Annotated in this window: 13 protein-coding genes; all 13 read left to right on the plus strand. The window is 49.7% G+C overall.

Going from position 1 to position 12,965, the window contains the following annotated elements; translation table 11 throughout:
* A partial coding sequence (locus AB1552_14050; GenBank protein ID MEW6054881.1) for a hypothetical protein occupies positions 1-789 on the plus strand: 789 nt, incomplete at its 5' end.
* A gap of 8 nt (positions 790-797) precedes the next feature.
* Entirely contained in the window at positions 798-1,277 is a 480-nt protein-coding gene (locus AB1552_14055; GenBank protein ID MEW6054882.1) for a hypothetical protein, read from the plus strand.
* Between the two features lie 209 nt (positions 1,278-1,486).
* Positions 1,487-3,331, plus strand: coding sequence for a hypothetical protein (locus AB1552_14060; protein MEW6054883.1), 1,845 nt, complete (start codon positions 1,487-1,489; stop codon positions 3,329-3,331).
* A gap of 2 nt (positions 3,332-3,333) precedes the next feature.
* A complete protein-coding gene (locus tag AB1552_14065) occupies positions 3,334-3,564 on the plus strand; it encodes a hypothetical protein (GenBank protein ID MEW6054884.1) in 231 nt (76 codons plus the stop codon).
* A 66-nt stretch (positions 3,565-3,630) separates the two neighbouring features.
* A complete protein-coding gene (locus tag AB1552_14070) occupies positions 3,631-4,569 on the plus strand; it encodes a hypothetical protein (protein MEW6054885.1) in 939 nt (312 codons plus the stop codon).
* An 11-nt stretch (positions 4,570-4,580) separates the two neighbouring features.
* Positions 4,581-5,693, plus strand: a complete 1,113-nt coding sequence (locus AB1552_14075) for a DUF5309 family protein (GenBank protein MEW6054886.1) — start codon at positions 4,581-4,583, stop codon at positions 5,691-5,693.
* A 95-nt stretch (positions 5,694-5,788) separates the two neighbouring features.
* Positions 5,789-6,778 (plus strand): 6-hydroxymethylpterin diphosphokinase MptE-like protein, encoded by a 990-nt coding sequence (locus tag AB1552_14080; protein ID MEW6054887.1) that lies wholly within the window; start codon positions 5,789-5,791, stop codon positions 6,776-6,778.
* Positions 6,732-7,031, plus strand: a complete 300-nt coding sequence (locus AB1552_14085) for a hypothetical protein (GenBank protein MEW6054888.1) — start codon at positions 6,732-6,734, stop codon at positions 7,029-7,031. Before AB1552_14080 ends, AB1552_14085 begins: the two co-directional genes overlap by 47 nt.
* Positions 7,032-7,937: a hypothetical protein gene (locus AB1552_14090; GenBank protein MEW6054889.1), complete on the plus strand. Its 906-nt coding sequence runs from the start codon at positions 7,032-7,034 to the stop codon at positions 7,935-7,937. It abuts the gene before it with no gap.
* A complete protein-coding gene (locus AB1552_14095) occupies positions 7,937-9,391 on the plus strand; it encodes a hypothetical protein (GenBank protein ID MEW6054890.1) in 1,455 nt (484 codons plus the stop codon). The genes AB1552_14090 and AB1552_14095 overlap by 1 nt, the downstream gene beginning before the upstream one ends.
* A gap of 12 nt (positions 9,392-9,403) precedes the next feature.
* Complete coding sequence (locus tag AB1552_14100; GenBank protein ID MEW6054891.1) at positions 9,404-10,024, plus strand: hypothetical protein; 621 nt, start codon at positions 9,404-9,406, stop codon at positions 10,022-10,024.
* A complete protein-coding gene (locus tag AB1552_14105) occupies positions 10,018-11,247 on the plus strand; it encodes a hypothetical protein (protein ID MEW6054892.1) in 1,230 nt (409 codons plus the stop codon). Before AB1552_14100 ends, AB1552_14105 begins: the two co-directional genes overlap by 7 nt.
* Positions 11,235-12,965 (plus strand): hypothetical protein (locus AB1552_14110; protein MEW6054893.1); only part of this gene is annotated, 1,731 nt, incomplete at its 3' end. The genes AB1552_14105 and AB1552_14110, both read left to right, overlap by 13 nt.

Raw genomic sequence — 12,965 nt, forward strand, 5'->3', positions numbered from 1 at the left:
ACGGGGCGGATGCGTGAGTTGTATTTGGATGGTGATGATGTTGCGCTTGCGGGGCGTGTGTGGCCAGAGTTTTCATTTCGGCGCCATGTGCGTGAGCATGTTGATATTTTCATGGGGCGCAGGGATGATGGTCATAGCAATCAGATATGGCGGTCATGGGATTTCGGTTACCGGCATCCTGCGGTAACGTGGCATCAGATAGACAGGGAGCGCGATAGGTGGAATGTGTTGGCGGAGTTAGAAGGCGAGGACATAGCCATTGGGAAATTTACCAAGGAAGTCATGGAGTATGAGCAGGCGATATTTGGGCAGAGGGGCGTACAAATTGGGTTTCGGAATTGTGGCGACCCTGCGGGGAATCAAACGAGCGACAAGAGCGAAATGACGAGTGCCGAGATAGTGCGGCATATCACGGGTTCGGCGGTGCTGACGTCAAACATGGGGGTAATGCCGATGGTGGAGTTGGTGAGGCATCGGCTGGTAGAGCGAGATGATGCCTTTGGGATACATCGGCGGTGCAAGAGGACGATAGACGGATTGGACTATGGGTATGTATGGAATGAGAGGACTGGGCGTCCGGAGAAGGATGGCAATTTTGACCACTTGATGGACACGCTGCAATACTTTGCGGCTGTTCACATGGGGGTAGGTGTGGTGCATAGGGATAAGCCGCGCGAACAGAGGAGCGAAAGGGAGGCGGAGAGAGATTGGGAGGAGTGGATGAGGCGGTTAAGGGGAGATGAGAGGCAGAGGCGTCCGAGATTTCGGATATGGGGGAAAAGCGCATGAGGCGACACGTGAAGGTACGAAGGGACGAAATACGAGCAGTTGAGAGAGAGGAAGAGCCGAAGCCTGTGATAACAGTTGGGCGGCAGGAGGCGATGGAGCTAACGCCTGATTTTCCGACGGCGGAGGAAGTGACGGCGGTAAACAGGCTCGAGGCTGATAGGCAGGTATTGGAGTTCAACAGGGATTATCTCAATAAGAGGCGGATGGAGGTAGCCGAGGGGGTAAGGCAGGGAATGCCGCCGATGAAGAAGCATTCGCCTGAGTGTAATGCGAGGATAGAGATACGTAGCGCGGATGGGAAAGACAGGATAGTCGGGAAGCTAATAAGTCGGTTGAGTTTGCATAGATATATGGCGGAGTGGGAGAGGTTCGGGGTAAGGCGTCGAGGGGTAGTGTTCTATCGAGGTGGGGAGCTTGCGGAGGAGTTGCCGATGAAGGTAGCGGCGGAGATGGCGGAGGGATGGAAGCGAAATGGGGGCAATGCGTGAGGGCAATTCGAATCAGAGGGAATGTGTATAGGCGGTATGACGAGGGGATGGACTTGGCGCGTGGGGGGCTTGCAGTTGGAGGGTTTTCGTTCAAAAAAAAACCTTTGCATAGAAGGCCGCGTTATGTAATATATGGGAATGAGGGAGGAGAGGGGAGAGTGGTGAAAGAAGGCAGAGAGGGAAAGGGTGGGATTTAGGAGAGGATTCAAATGCCGATAGGGATATTCCAAATCTTCCCCCGGCTGATAGGGAAGTGGACAGAAAGAGGGCAAGCAAAGGTGCGACAGACATCCGACCTCAGGGATGTCCCGCCTGAAGAATCGGAATTCAATCCTGAAGGCATTCCTAATCCTCAACATGCTAAAGAAGTAGTCACGTGGGTGCGCACTCAGCTTGGTGAGTCTCGGCGAGCCGAGAAGGAATTTATCGAGGAAGCGAAGCGATGCTATCGGACTTGGATAGGCGACCACTACTTGGGCAGCCGACCGGATGATAGACCGACTATTGTTGTTCAGACGATGAAGACAAAGATAGAGAGGCTTTTGGCTTTTCTGTCTGATGAACAATGGAAGTTGGATTTGATTCCCTTCGAGCAAGGTGATAGAGAAAGGGTTGACACTTTGCAGAAGCTACAGAATCATCTCTGGGAGGCACATAAGGTTAGGGATGAAATAGACCGAGCGCTGATGGATGCAGTGCTCTATGGCGAGGGCTATCTTGAGGGATACGTGGACTTGTCGAATCCCGATGATGAGACGGTGAAGATTCGGCATCTTGATTGGTTTGGAGTCTTTCGGGATTATGGGGCAAGAAGGGATTCGGATGCGCGATACTGGTTTGTCGTCGAGCCGATGAGTCTTGCCTCTTTGCGAGTTGAATATGGGGACTTGGCCAAAGATGTCAAGGCCGGAAGTGAGAGTGACATTCTGGATGATCTCTACAAAGAATTTTCTGGCGAAAGTCCGCTTGCGAGTCGGCCATCTCAAGTAGTTGCAAAAATAAGATGCTGGGTAAAAGATGAGAGAGTTGTCGTCACGGGTGAAAGTGACAATGTCGAGTTCAGTCCACGATATCGAAGGGGTTGGAGATACATCGTTGTCTGTGGGGATGTGTTGCTTGAGGATAGGGAAAGCCCGTTTGATTTTGATGGGCCCCCCATTTCACGAATCGTTCCGCTTCCTATTCCAGGCCGGTATCATGGCGATTCTTTAGTATCTCGCCTGCGAGAGATACAACTCGAGAAGACGAAGAAGCGCGGACTTTTCATAGAGCATATGCAAGCGCTTGTAGGCTATCTTGTAGTGCCCAAAAGTTCGGGTTTGTCAATAGATAAGATTTGGAATATTCCAAGCCAGATACTTGACCCTGATACGGCGCTTGAAGGTAGAGGCATACATCGGGTGACGACGGGAAATATTCCGCCGGGCATAGGCGAGTCCATCACGCTTACTGATGCTGAGATGGATGTCATCATTGGTCTCAGTGAAGTTTCTTTGGGAAAGACGCCTTCAGGAGAGATGTCAGGGAGAGCGCTTGCCATATTGCGGGAGAGCGACTTGCCTGTCATACGTGCCGTCCAGCGCAGAATCGCATCGGCGCTACTTGATTTGGGGAGAAAGTGGTTGTGGCTAATTCAGCAGATTTACGATAGGCCTCGAGTCCAGTACATCATGGGCGATGAAGCCTATGAAAAATTATCTCTTAACATGCCGACAGGTCATAATGAAACACTGGTGAGTTGGGACGGAGAGGTTATGACAGCACCAGTTGTGACTAACTGGATAAGTGACTTGAAATACGACTTATCGGTTGTTCCGACGACAGGTTTCAGAATAGACCGCGAGATTCTGGAAGCGAAGGCGATCCGACTTGTTGAACTTGGCCTTATCACGAAAGATGACTTATGGGATTTCGTGGAATTCCCTGGGAAGGCGAAGATGAAAGCAAAACAGGACAGAATCAAGCAGCTTGAACAGGGCTTGTTGACAATACAGGAACAACTTGCAAAAGGGCCGGAAGCTATTTCTGCGCCCCCTACAGTTGAAGGAGGATAGAAATGCCAAGGAGACCTACGAAGGAATTTTGGACACATGTTTATCCCAAGATTTCTCGGAAGGGGTCAGCGGTGAATCCGAGGGCTGTTGCGGGTGGACTGTGGCAGAAGTTATCTCCAAAGATCAGGCGACTCTATGAGGAAGCGAGGATAGCAAGGGAGAAGGAAGGGATGAAATCGGCCAGATATCGCAGGGCTATGTCGGCCTTGCGTAAATTCTGGCGAGAAAGTTGATAGACGACCAAGCTAATCCGAAAGTCCAAAAAGACCAATTCGGAGAGGCAGTCGGAGGATTCGGTCATGGCTGATAAGGCCTCAGATGGCTCGCGCGCCAAAATAAGCGCGGAGGATTTGCAAAAGGAGTGGGATTCGACCTCATCAAGTCCTCAGGAGCAACCCTCAAAAGGGACTCCGCAATCGCAAAACGAATCCGAAGAGCCAGAGAAGAGACAAGAGCAGGGGGAGAAGATACCTGCGGGCTTCAAAAAAGAAGACTGGCAAGCGATGTCAGATGAAGCCAAAAAGCAGATAAATGCTCTTCTTGCTGGGTTCACGCAGAAGACGAGCGAGTATGCGAAGTCACAGAAGCAAATCGAAGCCGTCTGGGAAGAACTTGAAAGGCAGGGAGTTGTAGACTTCATTGGCCGAATGCGTTCCAATCCCGATTTTCAGCGTGACCCGAAGGCGTTTCTTTCAAAAGTTGCCGAAGGAAAATTGCCGCAGCCCCATGAGAAATCCAAAAGTGAGGCTGATGAGTGGGATGACCAAGACATTGATGACAAGACAAAAAGTCGAATCATCAAAACGGAGGCAACGCTGGAGGAAATCCGCAAAAAAGTTGAATCTCTGGAGCAGGGGTTATCAAAGCGTGAGAAGATGGAGCTTCTCAGCGAGTTTGAGGCTGGTCTGGCCGAAATCGAGGAAATGGCCAAGAAAGAGGGCCTTGAGCTGACGGATGAGACGCGCGATAAAATCACGGACTACATCGCAGCGACAGGAGCGGATTTTCAAGACGCCTTCGAGGCGATATGTGGGCCCGAGATTCGCAAGTCTCTCAGAGTACAGATAGCAACGAAAACAGCGCAGGAAAAGCCTGCGACGGAGAAATCCAAATTCGTTGCCCCAAAGCTGCAAGGGCCAACTTCAAGTCCTACGATTGGTCCGAAAAGGCCAGCAGACCAAAGCAAAGTCTCCTTTTCGCGCGAGGATTTTCTCAAAACGATAGGAGCTACTTCTTGAGGATGTAAGAAATGGCAAACATAATCGGCGCTGTCCTTGCATCAGCTCAGGCAGGAGCGAGAGAGGACTTGGACGACAAAATTTTCGATGCTTCGCCATACGAGACACCTCTTCTTTCTTCCCTGCCAAGAGAGGATGCAAAGAATCAGAAACATGAGTGGATAGAAGACCAGATAACGGCCCTCACGGATACCATCAACGAGGGAGCAACGTTTTCTGCTTCTGATACCATACTTACGGTTTCAAATGGTGACCGCTGGACGCCCAACGATATCATCCTCTGTGAAAGCGAATACATGATGATAACGGCCGTGAGCGGCAACAACCTGACGGTGATCCGCGGCTGGGGTGGTTCAACGGCTGCGATTCATGCGGATGGCTCGACCTTGTACAAAATCGGCACAGCCATGATTGAGAGTGCGGATGCTCGAAGCGCGAATACCACAACGCGCAGCAGAGCCTACAACTACACTCAGATATTTGAACATACCGTTCAGGTATCTGGAACCACCTACGACTGTGTCTGGGTTGGTGGTCAACTATGGCTTACCGAGGTTGACAAGGAACTCAAAGAGCACGCACGCGAAATCAATCGCTGCCTCTACTGGGGCAGGAGAGTTGAGCCGACGTCAAGTGCCCGAGGCGGAATGGGTGGTCTGCGACAATGGATCACATCAGAAGCCATCAATAGGAATGGCACATGCACGCTCCAGCAGTACGAAACGTTCCTACGGGGCATAATTGAGAACGGTGGACACCCAAAGGTTGCAATGGCTTCTGCGCTGGGCCTTCAGGCCATCAACGGATGGAGCGAAGGCAAGCTTCAGACGTTCGGCGGAGACAAGCAATTCGGCGTGGCCGTCGGAAGGCTCATGACGTGTTTCGGAGAGCAGGAGGTCATTCTTGACTCGCAAGACCTGAACCTCGGCACGGACGACTATGCTGGCGAAATCTACGCGCTCCAGATGGATTTGCTGGCATTCTCGCAACTTCGCAAGACGAAGCTGGAAAAGCTCGCCAAAGCTGGGGACTACGAGTCGGGGATGATAATCACAGAATGCACCCTCCATCGAGCATGTGAGTATGCTCATGGGAGGCTCTACAATATCTCTGGCACGGCGTAGTCCTCGTTTGGGTTGAAATGGCAAGGAGCACTCACCGTGTGGGTGCTCCTCCCCTTATCAAAGTCATGACGATGATACTATCGCCAATAGAGAGTTTGGCCAAAGTTGGCCAAATCGAATATGACCCCTTCGGCAGGCCACTCGGCATTGTGACGATTTTTCGGCTTTTTTCGGACAAGTCGGGAAATATCGCGAATTACAAGGCAGTAGCTCCGAATTTCTTCAATCGAGATGCGAAGCTTTGGTTCAAGGCGACCGATGATTCCATTTGGATGCGAGGTTGTATAGAAAGGCAGAATGCGGCATACGAGCAGAACAAAAGCACAATTGCAAAGTGGCATAACGAGATGAGAGATTTCAGTTGGCCGCAAGCTGATATTGTTTTCATCGTTGGCCCCGGTCCTTCACTCAAAAAAAATGCTCACCAGCTGCGAAGGATTGCAGGAATAGAAGGCGTCGCCATCATAGGTCTCAATAGCGTTGCAAAAATTTGTCCTCAGGATTTGACCGACTTTATGACTGCCGATGCCTTAGTGCCATCCGACTGCTTTGAGAATTTGAGAGAATCAACTCGAATATGGGCTGGCATACAAAGCAATCCAGCGATATGTCAGAAAAATCCATTTTGGTGGGTAGGCGAAGAAAAATCCCCATTTTACGACCCAATCAAAAGAGAGTTCCCAAATCTGCCGACTCTTTTCACGGGACTTACGATTTCTCTTTCGGCTCTACATCTTGCGAAGAACATGGGAGCAAATACGGTTGTATTTGTCGGACATGATGCTTGCTGGTACGACCGGCGCGGAATGAAAACCGAGAGGAAAATCAAGGACATGAGGAATCTACCCTGCTGGACGGATGAAATCTATTTCTATTCGGCAGCCCATCTCATGGGCGCGATTTACTGGATGCTCGTCAACAAAGTCCGCGTGATAAATGCGACACAGCGAGGCTTGCTATGCGGTAGCTGGCGCAATCCCCCAGTATCGCTTGAACAAAAGAGGCTTTTCGAGGTTGTTGATGAGGTCAGAGCCAGTCATGGCATGGCCGAAAGGAAAACCGAGGAAATCGCTTGCTCTTCCTGAAACAAGAATCATCGAAGAGCAAGAAGAAAAAGTTCCTGATGAGGGCATTTTTTTTATAGAACAGCGCATTTCGACTGAGTGTGCTTATGTGGATAGAATAATGCTCGACCCCCTTCAGAAGAAGGAACTGGAGGAGCGCATGAGGCGCATAAGCGAATTTGGATACAACGATGATGAGGTGAAAAGAATCGCCGCTCGCGAATGGCGTGAAAGATATAAAGTCGTCAATGAAATCCAATGGGAGAGAATCTAAATGTATCATGGCATTCCATACTATGAGCTTCTCAAAAAAGTGCGCAGCGATGTGAACGAAGAAACCGCAACATTTTTTTCGGATGAGGAGATTCAACGATGGCTCAATGAATCCATGCTCATAATTGCCGACCATGCTGGGTATCCACTCAAGAAGCTTCAGTTGAATCTTGTCGATGGCACAGAATCCTATCGTGCAGATGAGGAATTCTACGCTGTCGAACATGCCTACTACGTCAAAAGCTCGAGCGAGAAGATACCTCTCACCTTGATTGACCTGATGATGGATGATGAAATCACAGGACAGGACAAGACGACCGAAGGCGACCCTGCGCATTATTTCCTTCGCGGAAACACAATCTATCTGCGCCCTGTTCCTGATGCCAATAGGACAAATGGTTTGGAAATATGGGCGAAATGCTATCCCGCACGCATGTTCAGGAATTATTCTACTGGCACAGTTTCAGTTGTTAACGGCGACCAAACTGTTACTGGCGCTGGGACATCATGGAGCAGCTTTCTCAACGCATATCAAGGCGCAGTTTTCGGAATCGGGACAGACCCGACAATCTGGTATGAGATAGGTTCTATCGCGAACGATACAAGCCTTGAGCTTCTGGATACATACCCAGGTCCATCGGCATCAGCACAGAGCTACATCATATCCGATGTGCCCGACATTCTTCCAGCAATGCATTCCTATCTGATTGACTATGCGGTAGCTCGATGCTTCGGGAAAGAAAGGACAACGATTGGCTTGTCTCAAGCAAGAATGAAGGCTTTTGAATACGGAGTTCCGAAGTCGCGCATCGCGCAGTTGCGCAAGGATGGAGAGGATAGAATTCACAGAATTAGAGACCGCGACAGCTATCCGAGTCGTAGGCATGACAAATTCGGGAATCTGTGATGCATAAAGTCCTCAAAGGTTTTCGTGGCTACAACGACACGATGGATGCCGACGCCGTCCGTCCATATCAACTTGCCAAAAACTCACAGAATGTCATTACTACAGACGGCGGTCTTGTGGAGACGAGACGAGGATTAACAGCTTTAGGAGCAACGTTGGGGGCGGGCGCGGTCGTTGGGGTTTATCGTGGTTACATGTGGGGACAAACAAGCAATGCCATATTCCGACTCGGAACGCCACTCACTCAAGATTCAACGCCACGACTCGTCGCTGTTGGCGGGACGACCTATGCGGCATGGACGGGGAGCGGATGGACGACATTGGGCACTGTGACGAGTGGCGCTATGCCATGCTTTGAGACTTTTGTTAGTGAGGAATACGATTACATCGTCCTCACTAATGGCACGAATGCGCCTCTCCGTTGGCGCGGCCAATTCGGGACAACGGCAGCCACATTCACAGCACCGACGCAAAGATTTGCTTTCGTTCAGGAATTCCAGCGCTTCCTATTCCTCTTGCGAGGTCAAACCGACCCGCGACTGATGAAATTCTCATCCGATGCCGATATGACGAATTGGCCCGCATACCATGAATACAGGATTGATGATGCCATAACAGGTGTCAAGAGATTTGCAGAAGCTCTCACAATCCATACAGAACGCGCAATATACACGTTGCGAGGAACGGGGATAGATACATTCACCCTCACCAAATCCATTGTAGCAAGTGGAGCGGTCGCACAAAATACCATTGTTGAGACCCCGTGGGGACTTTTTTACTTGGGCGCTGAAGGACCTTATCTCTGGCAAGGTGGTTCACAAGCCCAATATCTTGGTGGGGCTATCCAGTCACTCTTGGCCGATTTGAGTTTCGACTACCGGCACTTGAGTTCTGCAGCCCTCAAAGAAGGCCGATACATCTTTCTCTCGATGCCGATAGGCTCATCTCAAACATCCTGCAATCGCACGATTCGGCTTGATTTAGAGAGAGGGATTTGGGATGCACCGCAAACAACTGGATTTGCTTCTATGAGTCAAGCCGACCGAGGCGGAGACCCTAATCGCCTCTATGCAGGTGCAACTACTGGGGGTAAAGTCTATATTCTCGATGAGGGCACAAGTGATGACGGGGTAGCTATAGATGCCATCGCTGAATTCGTTGCGCAGGTTGACGATGCCAACGTGCGAAAAGCAAGATTCAGAAAATACAGAGTCTATGCGAAAGGAAATGATATCTTCAATATCACACCTTTGTATCGGGATGAGATAGACGCGACAAGGACGACAATGGGACCCATAGGCCTGACGACCGCCTATAATGAGCAAGACGTCAAAATCAATGGTGCGGCTCAGGGCAAATACCTTGTCCCTGGATTCAGATGTAATACGCTTGATGCGCGAATGACTATCAAGCATGTCGAATGCGAGTATGAGCCTTTTGGCGTAGAAAGATAGGAGGGTTTCAAAATGCCGCAGAAATTGTACCCGCTCGGTGGCAGAAGACAAGAGCATTTCCAAAGACTTGAAAGAATGGCAGCCGCGCAAATGGCGCGCCATCCCGGAAGGGCAGCATACGGCTATGGCGAGACGCAGCCAGATGAATTCGCGACAATAGGCGAAGATTACGAGGCGATCATCGCCCCCGAGTACGAAAGAGCTAAAAGGCGAGCGGGAGAAATCGCAGCCGAGGAAAGACGTCTCGCCGCACAGGAGATGAAGGCTCGTGGCTTCTATGGCGGAGGTCCCTGGGCACATTACATGGGAGAGCTTGGTCGCCGTCAGGCAATGCGACTTGAAGATATCGAACGCGAACGAAGATCCGAAATCGCAAGAATGAGGATGCAGGAACGACTTGCCGCAAGGGGCGGCGGAACAAGTCGGGATCTGTTTGAAAAGAGACGCAAGTACGCCCCAAAACAACTCGCATTCGATGAATGGGCGAATCAGATGCGAGCTCTGATACAGCAGGCTCTTGGTGGTGCACCCGTTCCAGCTGAAAGAGAGGGACAGGCTCCCATTTTCGGTAGAAGGAAAGACGGTTTGTGGGGCAGGTTATCAACAGGAGAGGAGATGCAGTTCGGATGGTAGAAGAGAATTGGGAACAGCAATATTTTGCAGAACCAGTCGCGCGTGGCGAACGGCTTCTTGAAGTCATCTCACGATTGCCCCGACTCATTGAAGCCGAACGGAAACGAAAATTCTATGTGGGCATTGGCGGGGGCATGATGTCACGAGAAGAAGCTGCCAAGCGGGTGATAAGTCCGATTGTTTCGGAGACGCTTGATTGGCAAAGACAGATGAGACAGGCTGCGGCACAAGCGGCCAAGTTTCTTGAAAAAGAACAAGAGCGAGAAGCCGAACAACAAGAGCGAGAAGCCGAAAGAAAGAGACTCGAAAGAGTCATAGAAAGTGAACGAATCTCTGCGAAAGAGATGATTGCACGGTTGAAAGGCGAGATGCCCCCGACAATACACCTTCCAAAAGAGGAACGCGCTATTTTGGAAAAAGAATGGGCAGAAGCGAAAAAGGCTTTTGAAGAAGAAGCCGAGACTCTTTCAGAAGAAAAGAAGGCGAAGGCCATAGGCGAGATGTTGACACGACTTACTGGTGAATATCATCCTGAAGCAACAGAAGCCGAGTTGCAGGAAGCAATGATACGGAAAAAAACTGGCGAAACTGCACAGGCCAAAATCGATACGGCTTTCCACATGATGCAAATCGGAATCGAACCAGATGAGATTGAGAGATATCTCAATGCCGAATTCACTCGAGAAGAAGTCGAAAGCTTACCGGTTGACCAAGCAAAGAAAGTGTGGCCGATTGTGCGACAATACAGACGCAAGTGGGAAGTTTCGGGGGAACAAGCTCTAAGAAGAATGACCGAGGAACGTGAGGCAAGGAGCGCGGAAAGGACGGCCAAAGTCGAGAAAGTCATCAAAGAGGCTTTCGCTGAACCCGAAGTCTACGCGAGGATATGGGAAGCTGAACCCGGAATTTATCCAGATGTGCCGAGCGAGATCAAAGAAAAAGTCAAGGAAGTGGCTCGAGAGAGAACTCGTGAAGTAGTCCTCAAAGAACAAAAACCAGTTGTAGAAAGCATTCGGTCGCTAATGAAGCGATACCGCCTACGCAATGTCACCGAAAAAGACATGTACATCGAAGTCGGCGAAAATCTCAAGAGATTCGACCGAAGTGATGATGTATCAGCCGTTCTTGACCAACTTGTTTCCGAGAGAGTGATATCTATGGACGAAGGTATCCAGATGGCAAAGCAATGGGCTGAAACGATGGGCTATACATGGAAAGAATGACCTTCAAATCAATCTTTGAAGAACATCTCCTCCCAGGAATGCCAAAAGAAGAAATCTCATACATCGAGAAAATTCTGCAAGGCATTCCGAAACTTGGCGAGGAAATCTATCGCGGCGGAGAGCGGTCTTTCAATTTCTTCGTGGGTCAAGTCCTGCCAATTGCAACAGACATCGCAGAAAGAACGGTAGAGAAAGTCCCTGCGGCATTTCGGGCTATGGGCGAATTGATGGAGGGAAAACCCAACGAGGCGCTTAAAACAATGATTGAGAAAGGAAGGGGAGCGCAAGCATTCCATGATGTTTTTGACCCCGTTTTCAAGCCGATAAAGGAAGGCATTGAAAATATAGGCGGTATCAGGTTTGAGCAAATGGCGCGACAACTCGAAGAAGAGGGAGATATTGGAAGTCAAATTCTGGCTGCAATGCTTGAGAAAATAGACCAGAACCCAAGCGAGATGGCTATCGAAGCCTTGCTTTTCATACCACCTCATAAATTGGCCAGACTTGGCAGAAGTGCAAGAACATTAGTCTCCAAATCCGGTGAGCTTGCTGAAAGAGCACGTTTCTACGCTGACGCGCGCTTGCAATCTATATGGCCGGGCATTGAAGAACTGGCCAGAAGCGAAGAAGCATCACTCAACATAAGAAACATCATCAACACATTCAAGAAAGCATCTCCGCCAGAAGCTGGCGCAGAGATAGATGCTATGAATGGATTCATAAGGCGACTCAAGGATGAAGAAGTCCGCCTCAATGGAGAATTGCTTAAGGCCGAGAAGGCCGCAAGAGAATTGCGATTGCCGACAAATGAGGCTCTCAAAGACGCTCAGGATAGCATGGTTGCTCCAATACAAGAAAGTCTTCAGGAAATATCGGATGCAATAACAGAGACCGAGCAGTACATTGATTCACTTTTGCCAGAAGTTGGAGTCGCCAAGATAACTGGCAAGCTCATAGAGAGATTTGATGATGCACCAGCAAGTCCTCTCGTTGGCAGAAGAGTCACTCGTCCACGTGGCTTTGAAACTTTGCAACCACGTACTGTGGAATGGATGGAATATTGGGCAAAACATCCAGAAGAACAAGAAGAGATGCTGGCATACATGAGAAGATTGGATGCCGAGCTCAGGGCAAGAGAAGCCCATCTCATGCGCCGAGAAGTCAAGCCGACCGAAGAAGAAATCAAAGGAATACCGGAACCTGCCGAAATGGTCGAGATATTAGCTCCCAAGCCAAAACCGCTCATGGCAATCAAAGCCAAAACTCAAAAGCGATTGACTGCATACAAAGAACGCTTAGGCACGGAAACATACGAAAGGCTTGCGGAGAAACTCACCCGCAGCAAGGAAATAACCGATGAGTTAAGCGCAAAAGTTTTTCTTTCCGTTGCGTCGGAATATCAGAAATTCGCAAGGAGAGCAACAAAACTGGAAGAAAAAGTGGCAGCTATGGAGAAGGCACTCGAAGTCAAACTTCCTGCCGTAAAACTATCAACGACTGCCCAGAGACGGAAAGCAGATTATCTTCTTCGTAAAAAATTAGGAATGACAGAAGAAGAAAAGAAGGCTTTCCTTCTGAAAGCCATCGGCAAAGAAAGACTCCGCGATACAACGGCTGGCGAGATGTCTGTAATCATGGAGCATATTAGCCAAAAATTGAACAAAGTGATTCCGAGCGAAATTGTCAACATGGATTTGCTCTTGCGCAGAAATGGAGTA

The organism is Nitrospirota bacterium, from assembly GCA_040754395.1.
GTDB lineage: Bacteria > Nitrospirota > Thermodesulfovibrionia > Thermodesulfovibrionales > SM23-35 > JBFMCL01.

Coding starts and splice junctions, on each gene's coding strand:
- AB1552_14060 (MEW6054883.1), top strand. CDS start 1,487: ATGCCGATAGGGATATTCCAAATCTTCCCCCGGCTGATAGGGAAGTGG.
- AB1552_14065 (MEW6054884.1), top strand. CDS start 3,334: ATGCCAAGGAGACCTACGAAGGAATTTTGGACACATGTTTATCCCAAG.
- AB1552_14070 (MEW6054885.1), top strand. CDS start 3,631: ATGGCTGATAAGGCCTCAGATGGCTCGCGCGCCAAAATAAGCGCGGAG.
- AB1552_14075 (MEW6054886.1), top strand. CDS start 4,581: ATGGCAAACATAATCGGCGCTGTCCTTGCATCAGCTCAGGCAGGAGCG.
- AB1552_14085 (MEW6054888.1), top strand. CDS start 6,732: ATGGCATGGCCGAAAGGAAAACCGAGGAAATCGCTTGCTCTTCCTGAA.
- AB1552_14090 (MEW6054889.1), top strand. CDS start 7,032: ATGTATCATGGCATTCCATACTATGAGCTTCTCAAAAAAGTGCGCAGC.
- AB1552_14095 (MEW6054890.1), top strand. CDS start 7,937: ATGCATAAAGTCCTCAAAGGTTTTCGTGGCTACAACGACACGATGGAT.
- AB1552_14100 (MEW6054891.1), top strand. CDS start 9,404: ATGCCGCAGAAATTGTACCCGCTCGGTGGCAGAAGACAAGAGCATTTC.
- AB1552_14105 (MEW6054892.1), top strand. CDS start 10,018: ATGGTAGAAGAGAATTGGGAACAGCAATATTTTGCAGAACCAGTCGCG.